This is a genomic window from Methanoculleus methanifontis (assembly GCF_030464365.1).
GTDB classification, from domain to species: domain Archaea; phylum Halobacteriota; class Methanomicrobia; order Methanomicrobiales; family Methanoculleaceae; genus Methanoculleus; species Methanoculleus methanifontis.
Genome location: NZ_VCYI01000014.1, coordinates 26,980 through 46,447, shown reverse-complemented (window position 1 = coordinate 46,447; position 19,468 = coordinate 26,980). Strand labels below are relative to the sequence as shown.

General features: G+C 63.9%; 24 protein-coding genes. 20 read left to right on the top strand and 4 right to left on the bottom strand.

The window, feature by feature from the left end; genetic code table 11:
* Positions 1-52 precede the first annotated feature (52 nt).
* The 12 genes from FGW20_RS10605 (at position 53) to FGW20_RS10550 (ending at position 10,433) form a co-directional block, all read left to right on the top strand.
* Positions 53-406: a dihydroneopterin aldolase family protein gene (locus FGW20_RS10605; RefSeq protein WP_301678066.1), complete on the top strand. Its 354-nt coding sequence runs from the start codon at positions 53-55 to the stop codon at positions 404-406.
* Positions 378-1,208 carry a TatD family hydrolase gene (locus FGW20_RS10600; protein WP_301678065.1) on the top strand — a complete coding sequence of 277 codons (831 nt, stop codon included), beginning with the start codon at positions 378-380 and terminating at the stop codon, positions 1,206-1,208. Before FGW20_RS10605 ends, FGW20_RS10600 begins: the two co-directional genes overlap by 29 nt.
* A 42-nt stretch (positions 1,209-1,250) precedes the next feature.
* The gene (locus FGW20_RS10595) at positions 1,251-1,544 is read left to right on the top strand and encodes a DUF424 domain-containing protein (RefSeq protein WP_301678064.1); all 294 of its coding nucleotides are present in this window, start codon (positions 1,251-1,253) and stop codon (positions 1,542-1,544) included.
* Positions 1,545-1,547: 3 nt separating this feature from the next.
* Positions 1,548-2,591: a 60S ribosomal export protein NMD3 gene (locus FGW20_RS10590; RefSeq protein ID WP_301678063.1), complete on the top strand. Its 1,044-nt coding sequence runs from the start codon at positions 1,548-1,550 to the stop codon at positions 2,589-2,591.
* A gap of 8 nt (positions 2,592-2,599) precedes the next feature.
* The gene (locus tag FGW20_RS10585; protein WP_301678062.1) at positions 2,600-3,469 is read left to right on the top strand and encodes a class I SAM-dependent methyltransferase; all 870 of its coding nucleotides are present in this window, start codon (positions 2,600-2,602) and stop codon (positions 3,467-3,469) included.
* Positions 3,466-4,596, top strand: coding sequence for a bifunctional phosphopantothenoylcysteine decarboxylase/phosphopantothenate--cysteine ligase CoaBC (coaBC, locus tag FGW20_RS10580; RefSeq protein WP_301678061.1), 1,131 nt, complete (start codon positions 3,466-3,468; stop codon positions 4,594-4,596). The genes FGW20_RS10585 and coaBC overlap by 4 nt, the downstream gene beginning before the upstream one ends.
* Positions 4,578-5,420: a pantoate kinase gene (locus FGW20_RS10575; RefSeq protein ID WP_301678060.1), complete on the top strand. Its 843-nt coding sequence runs from the start codon at positions 4,578-4,580 to the stop codon at positions 5,418-5,420. The genes coaBC and FGW20_RS10575 overlap by 19 nt, the downstream gene beginning before the upstream one ends.
* The gene (locus FGW20_RS10570) at positions 5,417-6,148 is read left to right on the top strand and encodes a 4-phosphopantoate--beta-alanine ligase (RefSeq protein WP_301678058.1); all 732 of its coding nucleotides are present in this window, start codon (positions 5,417-5,419) and stop codon (positions 6,146-6,148) included. The genes FGW20_RS10575 and FGW20_RS10570 overlap by 4 nt, the downstream gene beginning before the upstream one ends.
* The gene (locus tag FGW20_RS10565; RefSeq protein ID WP_301678056.1) at positions 6,135-7,145 is read left to right on the top strand and encodes an AAA family ATPase; all 1,011 of its coding nucleotides are present in this window, start codon (positions 6,135-6,137) and stop codon (positions 7,143-7,145) included. Before FGW20_RS10570 ends, FGW20_RS10565 begins: the two co-directional genes overlap by 14 nt.
* A complete protein-coding gene (locus tag FGW20_RS10560; protein ID WP_301678055.1) occupies positions 7,120-7,836 on the top strand; it encodes a class I SAM-dependent methyltransferase in 717 nt (238 codons plus the stop codon). The genes FGW20_RS10565 and FGW20_RS10560 overlap by 26 nt, the downstream gene beginning before the upstream one ends.
* A gap of 650 nt (positions 7,837-8,486) precedes the next feature.
* Entirely contained in the window at positions 8,487-9,035 is a 549-nt protein-coding gene (locus tag FGW20_RS10555; protein WP_301678054.1) for an ArsR/SmtB family transcription factor, read from the top strand.
* Between the two features lie 147 nt (positions 9,036-9,182).
* A complete protein-coding gene (locus tag FGW20_RS10550; protein ID WP_301678053.1) occupies positions 9,183-10,433 on the top strand; it encodes a serpin family protein in 1,251 nt (416 codons plus the stop codon).
* A 61-nt stretch (positions 10,434-10,494) separates the two neighbouring features.
* Here FGW20_RS10550 and FGW20_RS10545 read toward each other — a convergent pair whose 3' ends face one another.
* The 4 genes from FGW20_RS10545 to FGW20_RS10530 form a co-directional block, all read right to left on the bottom strand.
* The gene (locus tag FGW20_RS10545; protein ID WP_301678052.1) at positions 10,495-10,644 is read right to left on the bottom strand and encodes a HepT-like ribonuclease domain-containing protein; all 150 of its coding nucleotides are present in this window, start codon (positions 10,642-10,644) and stop codon (positions 10,495-10,497) included.
* Positions 10,645-10,705: 61 nt separating this feature from the next.
* Entirely contained in the window at positions 10,706-10,900 is a 195-nt protein-coding gene (locus FGW20_RS10540) for a HepT-like ribonuclease domain-containing protein (RefSeq protein WP_301678051.1), read from the bottom strand.
* The gene (locus FGW20_RS10535; protein WP_301678050.1) at positions 10,897-11,190 is read right to left on the bottom strand and encodes a nucleotidyltransferase family protein; all 294 of its coding nucleotides are present in this window, start codon (positions 11,188-11,190) and stop codon (positions 10,897-10,899) included. The genes FGW20_RS10540 and FGW20_RS10535 overlap by 4 nt, the downstream gene beginning before the upstream one ends.
* Before the next feature lie 180 nt (positions 11,191-11,370).
* On the bottom strand, positions 11,371-12,699 hold the full coding sequence (locus tag FGW20_RS10530) for an AIR synthase-related protein (RefSeq protein ID WP_301678049.1): 1,329 nt from the start codon (positions 12,697-12,699) through the stop codon (positions 11,371-11,373).
* Between the two features lie 86 nt (positions 12,700-12,785).
* Between FGW20_RS10530 and thiD the strand changes: the two genes are divergently transcribed.
* From thiD to FGW20_RS10490, 8 genes are all read left to right on the top strand, one after another.
* Positions 12,786-13,586, top strand: a complete 801-nt coding sequence (gene thiD / locus FGW20_RS10525; protein WP_301678048.1) for a bifunctional hydroxymethylpyrimidine kinase/phosphomethylpyrimidine kinase — start codon at positions 12,786-12,788, stop codon at positions 13,584-13,586.
* Positions 13,587-13,785: 199 nt separating this feature from the next.
* Positions 13,786-14,217, top strand: coding sequence for an Lrp/AsnC family transcriptional regulator (locus FGW20_RS10520; protein WP_301678047.1), 432 nt, complete (start codon positions 13,786-13,788; stop codon positions 14,215-14,217).
* Positions 14,214-14,501, top strand: a complete 288-nt coding sequence (locus FGW20_RS10515; protein ID WP_301678046.1) for a hypothetical protein — start codon at positions 14,214-14,216, stop codon at positions 14,499-14,501. Before FGW20_RS10520 ends, FGW20_RS10515 begins: the two co-directional genes overlap by 4 nt.
* Before the next feature lies 1 nt (position 14,502).
* Entirely contained in the window at positions 14,503-14,955 is a 453-nt protein-coding gene (locus FGW20_RS10510; RefSeq protein ID WP_301678045.1) for a hypothetical protein, read from the top strand.
* A 143-nt stretch (positions 14,956-15,098) separates the two neighbouring features.
* On the top strand, positions 15,099-15,626 hold the full coding sequence (locus tag FGW20_RS10505) for a zinc ribbon domain-containing protein (RefSeq protein ID WP_301678044.1): 528 nt from the start codon (positions 15,099-15,101) through the stop codon (positions 15,624-15,626).
* Between the two features lie 438 nt (positions 15,627-16,064).
* Positions 16,065-17,651 (top strand): sodium:solute symporter family protein, encoded by a 1,587-nt coding sequence (locus tag FGW20_RS10500; protein ID WP_301678043.1) that lies wholly within the window; start codon positions 16,065-16,067, stop codon positions 17,649-17,651.
* A gap of 185 nt (positions 17,652-17,836) precedes the next feature.
* Entirely contained in the window at positions 17,837-18,628 is a 792-nt protein-coding gene (locus FGW20_RS10495) for an EFR1 family ferrodoxin (protein ID WP_301678042.1), read from the top strand.
* The gene (locus tag FGW20_RS10490; protein WP_301678041.1) at positions 18,625-19,419 is read left to right on the top strand and encodes an EFR1 family ferrodoxin; all 795 of its coding nucleotides are present in this window, start codon (positions 18,625-18,627) and stop codon (positions 19,417-19,419) included. Before FGW20_RS10495 ends, FGW20_RS10490 begins: the two co-directional genes overlap by 4 nt.
* Positions 19,420-19,468 lie beyond the last annotated feature (49 nt).

Genomic DNA, 19,468 nt, shown 5'->3' with positions numbered 1-19,468 from the left:
CACCCCCTCCGGGGCGCACCTTCTTACTCCCGTACCCACAAACCTACTAACCATGATCACCGACCGCGAGAAAGCGGCCTTCGAAGCCGGGATCAAACTCGGCGCCCTCTACCATCAGTTCGTCGGGACGCCCATCGCCCGCGAGACGGCCGCGGCCGTCGAGGCCGCCATCGAGCAGGCCGTCGGGCTGCAGCCCTACGTGACGAGTATCACCGTCCGGCTGAACCGCGATATGATGGTCTCGAACCGGTTCGGCTACTCGGAGCTTGCCGGGAAGATGTTCGATGCCGCTATCACGACCGGGGTCGGGACGACCGTCTGCCGCGCCCGGCTGCGTCTCGAGGACGACTACCCCATGATGGAGATCGTCGAGTTCCATGAAACTCCCCGCGATACCGATCACTGACGACCATATCCACATCGACCCGCAAAACGGCCGGGGCGTCGAGGCCGCGAAGGACTTCCGCCGCAGCGGGGGAACGCACATCTTCCTGGTCTCAAAACCCTCCTGGTCGTTTGGAGTCGAACCCTCGTCGGGCGAGGACTACCGCGAGGTCTTCGACGCCACGCTCCGGGTGGCGGAGATGGTCCGCGAGACCGGGGTCGTCGTCTATCCGGTCCTCGGCGTCCACCCCGCAGAGATAGGCCGGCTCGCGGAACGGATGACTCTGGACGAGGCCGCCGGCGTGATGATGGCCGGGCTCGACCTCGCCGCCCGCTACGTCGAGGATGGGCGGGCCGTCGCCCTCAAGAGCGGGCGGCCCCACTACGAGGTCGCGCCGGAGGTGCTCAGCGCCTCGAACGCGGTTCTCCTTCATTCGCTCGAACTCGGGGCCGACTGCGGCTGCGCCGTCCAGCTCCACGCCGAGAGCGGACCGTGCGCCGACGTCGTCGATATGGCACGGCGGGCCGGTATCCCGGTCGAGAAGGTCGTCAAACACTTCGCGACGCCCGATACGCCCCTCATGCCCTCGTTCATCGCGCGGCACGAGGAGATCCCCGCGCTCGCCCGGTCGGGCCGGCGGTTCACGATGGAGAGCGACTACATGGACGAGAACGCGAGGCCCGGCGCGGTCATCGGGCCGAAGTCTGTGCCGCGGTTCACGCGCCGGTACTTCGAGGAGGGGCTCATCACCGAAGAGGACGCATGGCGCATCCATGCAGAGACACCGTCGCGCACCTACGGCGTAGATATCGCGCTTCCTTAGGAACTGCGCACCTTTTTGACGACTCCCGTCAAACGGTATGTGATGTACCTGAAAGTGCACCGCATACCGGGCGCCGGTGAAGTGGTGGCTGCCTGCGACGCCGAGCTCATGGACGCCACCCTGATGCACGGAGACGTCGAGGTCTGCATCTCCGGAGGGTTTTACGGCACGGAGTGTGCCGACGAAGAGGACGTCCGGGGAGCGCTCGCGTGCGCGGAGAACGTCAATATCATCGGCAGGCGCGTCGTAGCCCTCGCCGTCGCCATGGGGTTGGTTTCCGAGAACGACTGTATCATGATCGGCGACGTGCCGCACGCCCAGATATTCAGGATCTGATCCATGACCATCCAGACGAGCATCTGTCCCCGCTGCGGAAAGCCGAGCGAGGAAGGGCTCTGCCCGGAGTGCCGGGCCGCGGATGTGCGGCTGCTGACCTGCGAGCCGTTCGTGACCGCCGTCTACTGCCCGGTCTGCGAGTCGCAGAAACGCGGCAAGACCTGGTCGGACCTGCAGATGCCGCGCGAAGACCTCATCGCCGAGCTGGCGGTCTCGGCGGTCAGCATCCACGAGGATGCGAAAGATATCCGGGTCACCGTCCGCGCCGAAGATATCGCATCGAACAGGACGGCCTGCACCATCGAGGTGGAGGCGGCCCTTTACGGCGTCCCGGTTCAGGAAGCCTGCAGTACCGAGATCCGCTGGCAGAAGGAGGCCTGCGACCGGTGCAGCCGCATCTCCGGGGGCTACTACGAGGGGATCGTCCAGGTGCGGGGGACCGGCCGGAAGATCAACACCTACGAGCGCGAGGTCTCCGCGAATATTGCACAGCAGGCCGAAGAGTCGCTCCAGCAGTCGGGCGACCGGTTCTCGTTCATATCGGAACTCGAGGACACAAAGGACGGCGTCGATGTCACCGTCGGGACGCAGCACCTCGGTCAGGAGATCGCAAGGACGATCACGGGGGCGCTCGGCGGGCGGTTCACGACCCACCCGAAGCTGGTCGGGGAGAAGGACGGGAAAGCGCTCTACCGGGTCACCTACTCCATTCGGTTACCGTTCTACCAGAAAGGCGACGTGGTGGTCTCGAAAGGCAACTACTTCGAGGTGCGCGAGATCGACGGCCAGCGCCTCCGGGTCTTCGATCTCGCGACCGGCAGCGGCCGGACGCTCACCGAGGCCGAGGTCGAGCGCCTCATCGGGAACATCCGCGAGGCCGAGTCCGCGCTCGTCGTCTTCACGCAGCCGGGCATCGTAGGGCTGATGGATCCAAAGACCTACCGGACGCGTGAGGTCAACCCGGTGCCCTGGACATTCCCCGTGGAGGGGCAGCCGATCCGGGTGCTCCGCGACGAGGAGCAGGATCGCCTGGTCATCGTCGGGTGAGTTCTGTCATGCGTGCGCGGAAGGTGCCGGCGGCTGCTCTCGCCGATATCGCGGACGCGGAGTGGGTGGATCCCTCCCGCCGGCCGTATGTCGAGGGCGGCGTCGCCTGGGTTCCGGTCAGGGAGGGCTATTTTGCCGATACGGACCTCCCCGAGCGGGAGACCTACCGGGGCCGCGGCTACCACCTCCTCGGCGACGTTGCGGTCGTCCACGGCGACGCGCCGACGAAGGAGGAACTTACCGCAATCGTGGAGCACTGCCGTCCCCGGGGCGTCGTCCAGGTGAAGGGGTTTTTGAGCGAGATGCGCATCCCGGACATTGAGGTCCTCTACGGCACCGCCGGTGAGGTGCGGCACCGCGAGCAGGGCTACACCTTCTTCCTCGATCCGACAAAGGTGATGTTTTCGCAGGGCAACCGCAACGAAAAGGCGAGGATTGCCTCTCTTGTCCGGCCCGGCGAGCGGGTCGCCGACATGTTCGCCGGAATCGGCTACTTCACCATACCGGCGGCCATGAGCGGTGCACGGGTTCACGCAATGGAGATCAACCCAATAGCCTTTGAATACCTGCAACGAAACATTATGGCAAACCGCGTTCGAGGCCGGGTCACAGGAGAACTCGGCGACTGCCGGGAACTCCTCTCCGGGGTCTACGATCGGATCCTGATGGGACATTTCGACGCGCCATCGATGCTCGGTGACGTCCTCGCCCATGTCCGGGAGGGGAGCGTGCTCCACATCCATAGCATCGGGGACGTGAACGAGACGATCCGGGAACGGGTGGATGAGGCCGGGTTTTCGGCGGCGGTGACCTCCCGCCGGGTGAAGAAATACGGCCCGCACGCGTGGCACATGGTCCAGGATGTGACGATATCGTGAAGACGTTTTCGGGAAAAACAGTGGTGCTTGCCGTGACGGGGAGCATCGCGGCCGTCGAGACGGTGAAACTCGCTCACGCCCTGCGCCGCAGGGGGGCGACGGTGCAGGCGGTGATGACGGAGGCAGCAGCCGGGATCGTCCACCCCGACGCCCTGACCTACGCGACGGGGCGCCCGGTAATCACCCGGATCACCGGCCTGGTGGAGCACGTCCTCTACTGCGGGGAGGGCGGGGAGGCCGACCTCCTGCTCGTCGCACCCTGCACGGCCAATACCGTCGGTAAGATCGCCTGCGGGATCGACGATACAACGGTCACGACCTTCGCGACGACGGCGCTCGGCCGGGGGATGCCGGTGGTGGTCGTCCCGGCGATGCACGAGAGCATGTACCGCCACCCGGGGGTCGTGGAGAATCTCCGGCGGCTCTGCTCCTGGGGCATCGACGTCGTCGATCCCCGGATCGAGGAGGAGAAGGCGAAGATTACCGATACCGATACGATCGTCCTCCACGCCGAACGGGCGGTCTCGGGCCGGCCCCTCGCGGGGAAACGGGTGCTGATCACGAGCGGGGCGTGCGCAGAACCCCTCGACGACATCCGGGTCCTCACCACCCGGTCGACCGGACGGATGGGGAGGGCGCTCGCGCTCGAGGCCTTCCGGCTCGGGGCGGACGTGACGGTGGTACACAGCGGGTCGTTCCCCTGCGTCCGAAACATCTGCGCCACGACCGCGGCCGGGATGCGGGACGCGGTTCTCTCGGTCTGCCGCGACGAAGGGGTCGACATCTACGTCAGCGCGGCCGCGATATCGGACTTTGCCCCCGAACGGCACGAGGGGAAGATCCCGAGCGGGTCGCCCCGGACCGTCCGGCTCGACCCCCTCCCGAAGGTCATCGACGAGGTGGCGGCGGCGTGCAACCCCGTGACGGTGGCGTTCAAACTGGGCTGGGACGAGGAGAAGCAGGCGAGAGCGATGCTTGACGCCGGCGCGAGCGTCGTCGTCGTGAACGCTCCCCCGACGATGGGCGCGGCGGAGGGATCGTTTCGTATTATGAGCGCCGGCGGGACGCGGGACGTCTCCGGGAACAAAGAGGAGGCCGCCAGAGCGATATGGTCAGAACTGCTGTAGCCTTCTCTCCCGGGCATATATCCGGCTACTTCAGGCGCGTCGAAGGAATCGGCCCGGAGGAGACCGGGAGCGTCGGGGCCGGCGTGGTCATCAGTGAAGGGGTGCGCTCGACGGTCGAGAAGGCCCGCGAAACGAGCGTCCAGGTCGTCCGGCAGGGTCACGCGAGCACCGGATCGCCGCCGGTCGAGTACGCCCTCGAACGGCTGGGTGTCGCCGCCTGCGTCACGACGGAGTGCCGGCTTCCCATCGGCGCCGGGTTCGGGCTCTCGGCGGCGGCGTTGCTTGCGACGCTCACGGCGGCAAATCGTCTCTTCGATCTCGATCTTTCCGCGGACGAGGTGGCCGCACGAGCACACGAGGCCGAGGTACTCCACCGCACCGGGCTCGGGGATGTCGCCGCGAGCATCTCCGGCGGGGTCGTCTGCCGGAAGGGAGCGGGGATTCACGCGGATATCACCCGCATCTATCCGGAAGAGCCCCTCTACGCCGTGAGCCTCGGGGCGCTCCCGACCGCCTCGGTTCTCTCGTCCTCAGGGACGATGGCACGGATCGCCGCCGCGTTCCCGGACCGCTGCCCCCGTGACCTCGCTGACTTCTGCTGGCTCTCGCGGGGGTTCGCCGAGAAGAGCAGGCTCGTCGCGCCGGGGGTGCGGCGGGTGCTCGAAGCCTGCGACGCCGAGAGAGTCCCGGCGAGTATGACGATGCTTGGAAACGGCGTCTTTGCCACAGGCGGGGCTGCGGAGGAGGTGCTCTCCCGGTTCGGAGAGGTCTACACCCTCCACGTCGCACGCCGCGGCGCATACCTGATCGAGGTGAAACCATGATTCCAAAAGACCATCCACGCTACCGCTCCCTTGTCGCCCGTGAACGAATTGCCCGGTGCGCCCGCGAGGGTATCGTCGCACCGGAAGGGCTCGCCGCCCACGGGCGCGGGGAGGCGTTCGATTACCTGCTCAGCGAGAAGACGACCGAAAGCGCCGCCCTCGCCGAGCGGACGGCCGCCGCGATGCTTCTCGCCGCACGGCACGCGGTGATATCGGTGAACGGCAACACGGCGGCGCTTGCGGCGGCGGAGATCGCGGCGCTCCAGCGGGCGAGCGGCGCCGACGTCGAAGTAAACCTCTTTCACCGGACGGAGGAACGAATCGAGCGGATCAACCGGCTCCTTACGGAGCACGGCGTCCGTGTCCTCACGGGTACGCCGGAGCGGATCGTCCCGCTCTCCCACGACCGGGCGCTCTGCCTTCGCGAGGGGATCGGGGACGCCGACGTGGTGCTGGTGCCGCTCGAGGACGGGGACCGGTGCGCCGCGCTCCGGGAGATGGGTAAGGCGGTCATCACCGTCGACCTAAACCCGCTCTCCCGGACCGCCCGCACCGCGACGCTGGCGATCGTCGACGAGGTGACGCGCGCCATTCCGGCGATCGCCGCGGCGTGTGCCTCCCTTGAGGCCGGCGAGGCTGAACATCTGATCGCCTCGCTTGACAATACCTATCTTCTCCGGGCGGCAATAGATGAGATGAGAGAGAGACTGGCCCATGCTCTGGAGTGAGGTCTACCGCCCGAGGCGGTGCGACGATATCATCGGACAGGACGAGGTCGTTCGCCACGTAACGGCGTTTGCAGATTCCGGGAGCGTGCCCCACATGCTCATCTCCGGCCCGCACGGCACCGGGAAGACCGCGGCCGTCGAGTGTCTCGCAAAAAGGCTCTACGGCGAGAACTGGAAGGCGAACACGACCGTCTTCAGCGCGACCGACCTTCTCGGAAGGGGGAGGAGCGCGCTCGAGACGGATGAGCGGTTCAGCATGATCTACCGCAAGGACCGGAGCCTGATCGTCAACTTCAAACAGATCGTGAAGTGGTACGCCTCGATGCGGCCGCTCGACGCCGACTTCAAACTGATGGTCTTTGAGGACGCGCACGGCCTGACGTTCGAGGCGCAGCAGGCCCTGCGCCGGACGATGGAGCGATACAGCGCCACCTGCCGGTTTGTCTTCGTCACCGTCCGGCCCTCGGCCATCATTCCGGCCATCGCGTCGCGCTGCCTGCCGCTCTTCTTCGCCCCGATCGAGAGCGGGCTCGTCCGCGCCCGGCTCGAGGAGATCCTCGCCGCGGAAGGTGCCGCGGTTCCGGCCGACGATCTCGACCTGATCGTGTATGCCGCGCAGGGAGACCTGCGGCGTGCGATCATGTACCTGCAGATAGCCGCGAGAGCGGAGAAGGACTTCGATCTTGCGGAGATCTCGCGTTCCGAGACCGCAAACGTCGCTACGTCCGCGTTCGTCGCCCTCCGGGACGGCAACTTCAACGCCGCCCGCCGGATCGCCGAGTCGCTGATGATCGAGTACGGGCTCTCGGCGCGGGAGGTCGTCGGCGAACTCCGGGAGGTGGTCAGGCGCGAGTACAACCACCCGGCCCTTGCCGTTGCGCTCGCCGACGCGGATCTCCGGCTCTCCCACAACGCAAACGATTTTGTGCAGATCAATGCACTCCTTGCCCGGATCGCCCGGGAGGTGTTCAGTGAAGAAAGTACAGCAGCATTATGACGAGGTCGCGGATATCTACGACGAGCGCTACGACGGCAGCCGCGGGAAGTATTACCACGGGCACATCTCCGAACACGTGATGAACGAACTCCCGAAGGGCGGGTTCCTCCTCGACGTCGGGTGCGGGACCGGGCTTTTCGTGCAGCGCTACGTCGAGGAAGGGGGCCGGGCCTTCGGGCTCGATATCAGCCCGGGAATGGTCAGGCACGGGCGGCAGCGGTGCCCGGAGAGCGGGTTCTGCGTCGGTACAGCCGACGTCCTCCCGTTCAAGGACGGCACCTTCGACGCCCTCGCGAGCCTGCTCGCTTTCAGCTACGTCCCCGACCCGGAGGGGATGCTCCGGGAGTGCTACCGGGTCTTAAAGCCCGGCGGCAGGATCGCGGTCTGCACCTTATCAAGGACGGTCTTTACGAGCATCGTGCCGCTTGTCTACCAGATGGGGGAGAAAGTCGGCTTGAAAAAGGTGGGCGTCGGATACTTCGACGAACATTACTACACCAACACCGAGATCACGGGGCTCTTCCGCGAGGCCGGATTTACGGATATATCAGTCGGCCGCTGCTCGTTTGCGCACTTAAACCTCGCCAACCCGGTCTTCAACCTCGCAAGGAAGGTGGAGCCGATCATCGAGGAGAAACTGCCGTACCTGGCGTATAATGTCTGTGCGGCCGGGAAGAAACCGGAAGACTAGTGCATCGATTCTCAATCAGCAGTACAATCAGAGGGGTGCCGACTAGATTTCGCACTCTTCGGAAGGTTATAGTTCGGAGATGCCCTGGCACGGCTTCCCGTAGGGTATCGCCACGACTGCCCCCGCCCTCTGGGTGGGGGTGGATAGGAGCGTCCCGTGGGAGATACGATGAAGGTCGGGTTGGCCGGTTAGTTTGGAATCATTGCACTAGTGCACCGTGTCATCTTATTATAGAAATTTCTTGCATGTACCAGGACGGCAACCATGGTCTCACGCGAAGAGCGCGAAGCCGCGAAGTGAAGTTGCCGGCAGGTATCGCTCAGTATTCGCGTCCTTCGCGGCTCGAAGCCTACGGCTTCTCACGCTCCCGTCCTGTGGACAGTCGCGGCTCGCACCTAGCGGTGCTCAAGCTCGCTACGCTCGCACTTCGCGTGAGGTTTTGGTATAGAGGCGGTACAGTCTCACGCGAAACTGCGAAGGTGATGTCGGATTTTAGGTTTAGATGACAACAAGTACTAGGTAAACCTCTGTAAGGGGGACGCACGGGCCGTCCCCTGCTCTCACTCGACCCGGCCGCATGAGGAGGCTTCTTTTTTACGATGTGGACGATAACGGAATCGTTATATCCCGTCTTTCCGAACTACTCCCCTATGGAGCCGGTCGATATCGTCCTGACAAAGGAGACATTCGAGGTGCTCGCATCAGGGACCCGGCTTGATATGTTAAAGACCCTGCATACACGCAGGATGACGATTACGGAGCTCGCGGCCGACCTCGGCCTGGCAAAGTCCACGGTTCATCACCACCTGCAGAGGCTTGCCGACGCCGGTTTCGTTGCCGCCGGGGACGACGGGCACGCCTGGGTGTACTACGCGCTCACGCCGGAGGGGCAGGCCCTCCTGCAGCCGCACGGCAGCACCCGGATCCGGATCCTCCTGGCTGCGGGATTGGCGAGCCTCGCCGGAGGCGTCTGTGCCCTCGCGGCCTTCCTGACCGCGCCGATCCGGGAAGTGCCGGTGCCCCCGCTTGCGGGAGGGGGCGGTCTCCCGGTCCCGGAGGGGCCTCCCGTGGAACTGCTCGTTGCCGGGATCGCGCTCGCGGTGATCGGGGGAGTCCTGGTGGCGTATGCCTGCGCCCGGTGGCGGAAGAGGCGTGCGGCGACGCAGCCCCCCGGTCCTGCAAGTGGGGAAGTTACGTGACTGATATAATTTTTGAACCCGTTCGACCGGGATCGAACGCTTTCGCCGGTATTATCGTCTTCCTGCAGAAAGACTCCGTGTGGATGTCCGGAAGCTACCCGGTTCGCGGATCACCGGCCACCTCGAAGCCATCCACGGGAGAGAACGATGAAAAGACTATTGATCTCCGGAATAGGCATCCTGGTTCTGGCGCTCATTGTTGCAGGACTGGCTGTCTGCGGGACCGTACCTCTGAGCACGACTTCAGTCTCCGGTGAATCCGTAGCCGACGATAGCGTGGCAACCGGGAACAACCGGTTTGCGTTCGACCTCTACCGGCGCCTCGCGGCCGAGCCGGCGCATGCGGGAGACAACCTCTTCTTCTCGCCCTACAGCATCACCTCGGCCCTCGCGATCACCTGCGAGGGCGCTCGCGGCACGACCGCCGACGAGATCGAATCGGTGCTGCACCTTCCGGCGAATGCTACCCTCCGGCGGGAGGGCATTGCCGGGCTTGATGCCGGCCTGAATAGCAGGGACGCCAGTTACACGCTCCGCACCGCAAACGCCCTCTGGGCAGAGAAGACATATACGTTCCTCCCGGAGTACATCGACACGGCCACCCGCTGGTACGGGGCGAACGTCACGAACCTCGACTTCATCAATGACCCCGGGGGGTCGCGGGAGACGATCAACCGGTGGGTGGAGGGAGAGACCGAAGAGAAGATCCGCGACCTCCTGCCGCCCGGCTCGATCGACCCGCTGACCCGGCTCGTGATCACGAACGCGATCTACTTCAAGGGCACCTGGACCGAGCCGTTCGACGCGAACGAGACGACAAAAGAGGAGTTCCGGGTCGGACCGGACGAGACGGTGACTGTCGCGATGATGCACGGGAACGCCGTCTACCCGTACGCGGAGACCGATACCCTCCGGGTGCTCGAGATGCCGTACGCGCACGGGAACGAGACCGAACTCGCGATGCTCGTCCTCCTGCCGAAGGACGACACCCTGGCGGCTGCGGAGGAGGCCCTGGACGCGGAGAGGCTTGCCGGCCTGCGGGCGTCCCTGGTCTCGCAGAACGTCAGGGTCTTCTTCCCGAAGTTCACGCTGGAGACGGGGTATCCTCTTCCGGGGGTGCTTGCGGCGATGGGGATGCCCACGGCGTTTGCCAATGATGCCGCCGATCTCTCGGGGATGGACGGCACGAGAGACCTCTTCGTCACCGGGGTCTTCCACAAGGCGTTCATCGACGTGAACGAAGAGGGTACCGAGGCCGCGGCAGCGACCGGCGTTGTGGTGGGGGGAGGTGCCGCGCCCGTATTCCGTGCGGACCACCCGTTCGTCTTCCTCATCACTGAGAAGGACTCCGGCACGATCCTCTTCATGGGAAGGGTCGTCGACCCCGAAGGCACGTGAAGGGGGCTGTTCTCTCCCCTTCCGCTGGCAACGGATTTCCGGGGTGGAAGGAGACGGTACTCTACCCGGCGCCTCCTGTGCCGCCGAGCAAAGAGAGGAGCGCCGCGACCTCTTCCCCGAGTGCGGGGATATCGTGATCCACGACCGCCCAGACCTCCAGAGGATCCACGCGGAAGTATGCATGAACCAGGATGTTCCGAAGGCCGATCACCTGCTTCCAGGGAACGTCGGGAGAAGCGCTTCGAAGATCAGGAGGAAGACGCGACGCTCCCTCAAGGAGCGGAGCGTGAGAAGACCTCCGGTCTTCGAGTGCGGGAGGCTGCTTCCCCGATGTTCAGGAGATGGTGTATCATCCAGACCTGCACCAGTTCGTCCTGCAAAAAAGCGTCTCTGCCCCGGATCGCATACCGCTCAATCTCCTTGATCGCTTCCAGGATGTCGAGGAGCCGATCGATCCCATCCCTCATAACGGCACTGCCTCTTTGAGGATCCGCTTTTTGTAGCGCTCCTTGAGCGCCGCTTCCGTCACGACATCCACCCGGCACCCCAGTGCCTCCTCCAGATCCTGGATGAGTGCAATGTGATCAAGGAGGCTTCTGCCCGGCTCCAACTCCACCAGAAGGTCGAGGTCGCTCTCCGGGCCTGCCTCGCCCCGGGCGACCGAGCCGAAGACCCGCAGGTTTCTGGCACCGTGCCGCCCGGCTATTGTGAGAATCCTGGACCGCTTCTTCCGGATCAGATCCTGTGTGACGGGCATTGCTGTTCAATATCTTCTATCGGGAGTGGCGATATAAATTTGCCCCCGATAACCGCGTCGCCATAATATGGGAACGGCCGTCCTGCCCTCCCCGGAGCTTCGGGCAGATACCCTCTCAACCGGCCGGATCACGGGGGGTTCGACAAAGGCCGTTAGCAAGAGTTACAACGATCTATCCACTCACGAAGACCGGAGCCGGGAAAGGATCCGGAGCTTCTTTTCAAGCGCCGCTTCCGCCGCCCGCTCGACCCCGGCCTTCATCTCCTCAAAGTCCCTCTTGTCCTCGTCCACGACCTTCTTGACCGGGGTGTAGGCCGACTCCCGGAACCGGGGGGTGAAATCGCGGATCTCGCCGCCGACCGAGAGTACCGACTCGGGCGCTCCTTCCTCGACATAGCCGACCTCTTTCATCGCGACGCCCGCGGACTCGACGACCCGCCGGATCTCGGGCGCAGCCTCCGGTGGTGCGACGACCAGGAGGGCGTCGAGCGATACGCCGAGGTAATCGATCTCGAGCGCGTCGAGCATCTCGAGGACTCTGGGCTGGACGAGGGTGCGGAGGTCGTCCTCGACGACGACGATCCGGCAGCCGGCGGTCTCGGCCATCTCGTAGGCGTCGCCCCGGAGCCCGCCGTTCGTGACGTCGGTCATGGCGTGGATGCTCGCGAGGACGTCGCTTGCAAGCAGCGCCTCGCAGGCCTTGAGGAAGTGGAGGTTGATCGTCTCCTCGACGACCTCGGGGAACCCGGAGTAGATCGCGGCGGTGGCGATCGTCCCGCCGCCTGCCCCCTCGGTCATGAGGAGGACGTCGCCGGGGCTGATCGATTTCCTGGCGGTGAGGTGCCGGGCGACCCCGACGGCGCCGACGCACCCGGTCATCCGGGAACCGAGCACCATGTCCCCGCCGATGCGGAGGGTGGAGCCGGTAACGAGCGGGATGTCCATGGCCTCGCCGACGGCGGAGACGCCCGCCGTGTAGTCGAAGATCTTGGCGACGTCGCCGTCGTCGGCGACGTGGATGTCGGAGAGGAGCGCGACGGGTTTTGCCCCCATAACGTAGACGTCACGGAGCGTCGCCCGGGTGACGTGGAACCCGGCAAGGAAGGGGAAGTCCGAGAGGCGCGAGTGCATGCCGTCGACGGTGGTGATGATATAGTCCCCGCCGGCACAGACGGCGCCGGCGTCGTCCATCTCGTCGACACCGACCGTGGCTTCCGTCCGGCCGATGATCCGGGCGAGCTGCCGGTGGGCGAAGAAGTCGCCCGACCCTCGCGAACCGACGCCGAACTCGCCCATCGTCGAACCGGAGGACTCGAAGGCGAAGAGGTCGCCGGACAGCCCGGTCGAGTTCTTCGCCTCGGTGAGGACCGCCCGGGCAAACGCCTCGGCGTAGGCGGGGGTTACGCGGTGGTGCTTGATCGAGAGGATATCCCGGGAGAGAAGGCGCACGATCTCGTCGTCAGGGGTGCCGGCGGCGAGGTGCCGGCGGCTGATCTCTTCTACATCCATTGTAAGAGTGGTCGGTGCAGAACGTGATAAAGGGAATGGCGCAGGAGAGGCAAAGATTCAAGCAGATACCGGGCAACACCTGATGGATGAGGGATGGAGAGATGATTGCCGCCTGTTCCGTCGCCGGTTCCGACTCGGGAGGCGGAGCGGGTATCCAGGCAGACTTGAAGACGTTCACGGCGCTCGGGATCTATGGGCTGACGGTCATTACGGCGGTGACGGCCCAGAACACCCGCGAGGTGCGGGGAACCTGGATGCTCCCTCCTGAGGCGGTCCGGGCGCAGATGGAAACGGTCGCGGACGGCTTTTCGATCGGGGCATGGAAGACCGGGATGCTCGGGAACGCCGCAAACGTCCGTGCGGTCGCGGAGAGCCTGCCGGAAGGGGGCGCACTCGTGATCGACCCGGTGATGATATCAACGTCGGGCCACCGGCTGCTCGCGGAGGATGCGGTTGCCGATCTCATGGAACTCCTCATCCCCCGGGCGGCGGTTGTCACCCCGAACATCCCGGAGGCTGAGGTGCTCAGCCGGATGCGAGTCATGACCGTCGAGGAGATGGCCGAGGCCGGGCGGCGGATCCTCGACCTCGGTGCCCGTGCCGTGGTAGTGAAGGGTGGACACCTCCCCGGCGGGGCGGCGATCGACCTCCTGGTCGACCGGGACGGCGAGATACGGCTCTCCGGGGAGCGCTACCCCTACTCGGTGCACGGGTCGGGATGCTGCTTCTCGGCGGCACTCACTGCATGCCTCGCCCGGAGGATGCCCATACGTGAGGGGTTCCGCGCGGCAAGAGGGTTCATCGACACGGCCATCCGCGATGCAGCAGGAGGTCCCGGGCCGATCAGGATCGTCAACCCGGGAGGAACAATCATCCACAGGCTGTGAAACGATAATTCCACATTGTTGTGAAAAACAGAGTTTTCTTTCCCGTTGCTCCCGGAAAAACTTACATTTAATCACCGGGCGAAACCATGGCTAAACCCCCTTATCCTCCTCATTATCCGACAGAAACGAAAAAAAATCCATTCAATTTATAAACCGAATGCGGAATTATTATAACCAAAAACTTGTAACTATTGTACGAATGGACGAGATCGACGATGCGATCCTTCGGGAACTGCAGAGAGACGGGCGAATGTCTATGGCAGAACTCGGCTCAATGCTGGGTATCGCACCGTCGACAGTCTTTAAACGGATCGAGAAACTGAAGAACGCCGGTATCCTCGAGCGGTTCACGATCGTCATCAACCAGAAGTGTTTCGAGCATACTCTGGTCGCTTTTCTGAATGTCAGGGTTCACCCAGACGGGAAATCGGATGTCGAGGAGTTCATGCAGGGTCTCCCGAGCATCCTTGAACTCTACGAGGTTCTTGAGCCCGGAGACTTCTTCGTCAAGGTCCGGGTGCAGAACATATCCGAGTTGAAACGGAACGTGCTCGTTCCCCTCTCCGGCCTTCCGGCGGTGAGGGATATCCAGACGATCATCTCGGTGAGGAAGGTCAAGGAACAGACATGAACGGAATGGAAATTGAGACCATACAACAGATGCTTGCGATCGTGACGCTCTTTTTAGGGGCGCTCCTCCTCGGCATCATCTTCAATGCCTACCGGATCGTGAAGCAGCCGACCCTGCTCCTCTTCATCTACGGGCTGTTTACGCTGATCGTGGGAATCACGTTCGCCGATCTCATCAGCGTGTTTACGCCCGACGAATTCATCATTATCTGGTCGGGGATCTTCTCTCACATCGTGGTGATCCTCGGCCTCTGCGTGATGGCTTACGGCATCATGAGAGGATAATATGCGCACCGGTACTTCGTTTGCCCGGGACTGGCAGTTGATCAAGGTAGCCCGATCCCTGCAGCGACACGATGTCGCCGGACCCCTTGTGCGAAGACTTCTTGCGGACGCCCCTCCCGGTCTCATAGAGGGGATCACCGCCATTGCCAGGCGACTCGGCGAAGAGAACGGGACAGAACTCCTCACCCGCACCGAGGAACAGTTCGATCCCCCGACCCTGATGGAGGGGCTCCTCCTGACGTGGGGGATCCCCTGCGAGTCCTCGGACGTCGCCGGCGGGGGCGTGGCTATCGTTATCGACGGCGCGGCAAAGGCGGTTCGGGAGACCTTCGCGGACATCCGGGTGGCCGAGCCCTACCTCGCGGGCTACGCCCGGGCGCTCCAGCGCGATGCGATGCTCGAGCACGGCGCAGGCGGCAGGATGACAATCCGGTTCCCGCCCAGAAACGAATAGACGACGGCTCAGTCTTCATGTCCCGGCCGGGTCTCCGGCAGAAGTACGGGTGCGGTCGCACCTTTTTACAAGCGTTTTTGGAAATATTTTCCCTCGTACGACGGTTTCCTTATTTGCAGCGTGTAGTCGCTACAGGAGTGTATATGAAGACAGATAGAATACGTGCATGCCAGAGCTGCGGGATGCCGATGAACGCGGAGGAGCAGTTCGGGACAGAGGCGGACGGCACGCTCTCGGAGGACTACTGCACCTACTGCTACCGGGACGGAGCCTTCACGAACCCGGGGATCACCATCGACGAGATGGCGAAGATCGGCGGAGGGATGATGTCGCAGATGTATGCGATTCCTCTTGACAAGGCGGAGGAGTTCACAAAGGAGCAACTTTCGTGCCTGAAGCGGTGGGCCGGGCGGAAGATCACGCTCTGCGAGAGTTGCGGGATGCCTCTTGCCCGCGACGAAGACGCCGGAACGGAGGGGGACGGATCGCGGAGCACGCGATACTGCACCTACTGTTACCGGGACGGAGGGTTCGTCGAGCCCGATCTGACGCGAGAGCAGGCGATCGGGAGGTACACGCCGATGATGGCCGCGAAACTCGGGATGCCCTCCGAGAAGGCGAAGGAGATGGTCGGCCAGTACCTCTCGACGCTGCCGAGGTGGCGGGAGTAGGGCCCGGGATCAAAAAGACCTGTTCGACCGCAAGGTCGATGTGGTGACCGGGGGGGACTGCACGGGTACACCAGGGACCGCATCCCTCCAGGATGCCGTGCCACTGTAAAGGATGCCCGGCTTTATCTCATGCACATTCTCGATTCAGAAGGGATAGCGCCCGGTTATCGATAGATCTCTCCGGATCATCCATACCTCAGCGACTCACGCAAAGCCGCGGAGAGTTCGAAATATCATTCTCCAGTTATCATGTGCCTGACTTTTCATCGAGGGGATCTCGCCGTCCCGATCGATCGTGTTATATGTTAGCATGCCACACAATGACACAGCATGTTCTTCGGGCTACCTCTCCATACGGGAATCATCGTGGGCGGCGCCGTCGCCCTGGTCGTCGTCCTGCTCGCTCTCTGGGGCCTCGGGTTCAGGGAGGCCGCTTGAATGGCGGACCTTGCGACGTTCGTCCTGATCGGGCTCTACTTCTTTGTGCTCATCGGCATCGGGAACTGGGCCTCGAAGAAGATCCATAACACCGAGGATTACATCCTCGCGGGCAGATCGCTCGGGTTCTGGGTCTTCACGATCCTGGTCGTCTGCTCGATCTGCAGCGGGATGACCCTGCTCGGCGTGAGCGGATTCGGCTATACATCCGGCTGGCCGGGGATCTGGGAGCAGATCTTCGTCCCGCTTGCCGCTGCGTTCTGTATCATCTTCTTCGGCGTGAAACTCCAGGCTATCGGGAATGAACGGGGCTACCTGACCGTCCAGGACTACCTCGCTGACCGGTTCGAGAGCCCGCGGGCGCTCCGGGCACTCTCGGCCGCTGCGGGGATCACTGTATCGTTGATCTACCTCGTCGGGCAGTATGCCGCGATCAGCATCGTGCTCGTCTGGCTCTTCGGCATCCCGCACTGGCAGGCGCTCCTCATCGCCGGGGTCATCATCACCGCCTACACGGTCGTCGGCGGGCTCTACGCCGTCTCCTGGACGACCCTCTTCCAGGGCGGGATCCTGATCTTCGGCGTGCTCCTGATGGCGCCGTTCGTCATCGCAAGCGCCGGCGGGCTCGAACATATCAACACGGTCATTGCCGGGATTGACCCGAACTTCGTCGAGCCCTGGTTCCCGAGCCCGGCCTACGCCTCGTACGCTTACGCGACGCCGGAGTTCCTGGTCTCGTTCGGCATCCTCCTGATGGTCGGCCTCGCCTGCGCGCCGCACGTCGTCAACAACGTCCTCGCCGTAAAAGAGGCTCGCTACTTCAAGTGGGCGCCGCTCATCGCGTTCACCATCTACGCGGTCGTGATGTTCTTCGTCAAGTTCACCGGGTTTGCCGTCCGCTCGCTCGTCGAGGAAGGAAAACTGGTGCTCCCGGACGCCGTGAACGCCCAGGACTTCGCCTTCATCGTCGGTGTCGAACATGCGATACCGAACGTGGCGCTCTGGGCGCTCTTTGCGGTGATCGTCCTTGCGGCGGTGATGTCGACGACCGACCGGCTGATGCTCACGGTCGGCACCTCGTTCGCGTGGGATATCTACAAGAACATCTTCCGCCCTGCGGCGCCCGATAAGGAGGTGCTCCTCGTCTCGAAGGTCGCGGTCGTTCTCGGGGCCGGCGGCACGCTCCTCCTCGCCATCAACCCACCGCCGATGCTTGCCTGGCTGATCTGGATGGGTATCGGGGTGATGCTCGCGACGTTCGCGGTTCCGCTGCTCGCCGGGCTCTACTGGCGCGGCGCGACGGGACAGGGAGCGATCGCGAGCATGGCGGTCGGGCTCGTCGCGGCCGCGGGCTTCGGCTACTGGCACCAGTTCGTGGGATCGCTCCCGGTGCACTTCAGCCTCTACGCACTCGTGCTCTCAGCCCTTTCCATGGTTGTTGTAAGCCTCCTCACAGCCGGGAACTCCACCGCTACGCTTGACGGCACCCGGACTGGCTGGTTCATCCAGTCACCCGGGAGCGCTCCGCAGCCGAGGACACCGGGGGCGACCCGGCTCGCTGATCAGGATTCGCCCCGCCAGCAGTGATGCCGGAGCAATCCTGCACTTTTTTTCGCCTCTGCGTGAGACCGTGCCGCTATGATGGTGCGCCACGCAATGATCCTGGTCCACCCACTCGATCGTCTTCGCAAAATCCATATCCCTATGAGCGAACACTTAGGTTGCCGACACCTGGTGGAGAGCAGAACCGAACCGGATCGCTTGAGGTTGCTATGAAGACCACTATCTACTATTTTACCGGGACCGGCAACTCCCTTGCCGCTGCAAAGAAGGTTGCCGAAACCCTTGGGGATACCGAGATTGTCTCGATAGCGGCGTTTCGAGACACCACGGGCAAAATCTACCCCGATACCGACCGGGTCGGGATCGCCTGCCCGGTCTACTTCTCTGGTCTCCCGGCGATGGTAGCATCGTTTGCGGAGCGTCTCGACCTCACCGCGGCAGACTACGTCTTCTCGATCGTCACGCACGGAGGGGGCGGAGGTTCTGCGGCTCTCCGGCAGCTCGACGGAATCCTGGGAGAACGGACTGGAAAGGGGCTCGATGCAGGATTCGGCGTGCATATGCCGGGCAACTACATCCTGATGTACGGCTCGCCCGCGGGAGAGAAGCGGGACCGGTTGCTTGCTACGGCAGACGCGGAACTTGCTAGGATCGCGGGCCAGATCCGGGATGGAAAGAGGACAAAACTCCCGCGTGCGCCTCTGACGCACCTTATCAGGGCCGTCATGTACCCTCGGTTCCTCTCCCGGATTCACGGGGACGAACGCATATTCACGGTTAGCGAAGAATGCACGTCGTGCGGCATCTGCGCGAGGGTCTGCCCGGCGGAGAACATCGAGATGGTCGACGGCCGGCCGGTCTGGAACCACCGGTGCGAACTCTGCTGCGGGTGCATCCACCTCTGCCCGGTCGAGGCGATCCAGGCCGGAAAGGCTACCGAAGGGAGGCAACGCTACCGGAACCCGTCGGTCGGCATCGCCGAACTGGAGCGCCGACCATGAAGACCGTCATCTACTATTTTACCGGCACCGGAAACTCCCTTGCCGCGGCGAGGAAGGTTGCCGCAGCTCTCGGGGAGACCGAACTTGTCCCGATTGCATCGCTTGCGATCACCCCGGGTACGATCACCCCGGATGCCGACCGGGTCGGGATCGTCTGCCCGGTCTACGACTGCGGGGTGCCGGTCATGGTAGCCAGGTTTGCGGAACGGCTCGACCTCTCGGGAACAAAGTACACCTTCGCGGTCGTCACGATGGGCGGCATGGGGGTCTCTGCCCTCCACCAGTTGAACAGGATCCTCCGGGAACGGCAGGGCCGGGGGCTCGACGCCGCGTTCGCCGTCACCATGCCCGGCAACTTCCCGCCGCTCGCGCGGCCGCCGGAAGGCGAGAAGTGCGAGAAGATCCTCAGCAAGGCGGACAAACGGTTTGCCGAGATCGCGGAGACGATCGGGAGCGGCCGTTCGGTCTCCCCGGGGTTTGCACCCATCTCCGGGCTCGTGAAGGCGCTGACTTATGGGCCGTTCGCAAAAGGCACTCATGATGCGTCCGCCGCCTTCTCCATATCGGACGCCTGCACCGGCTGCGGCACCTGCGCGAGGGTCTGCCCGACGGGCAACATCGAGATGCCCGACGACCGGCCGGTCTGGAACCAGCGGTGTGAACTCTGCTGCGCCTGCCTTCACTTCTGCCCGACCGAGGCGATCCAGCTCCACGTGATGCGGGGAACGAAAGGGCGGGGACGGTACCGCCACCCGGACCTCACGGTTGCGGATATGGAGGCGCAACGTTAGCGCACCCCGGCACTCTCGACGGCGGCAAGCAGTCACGTACGGAAAATAT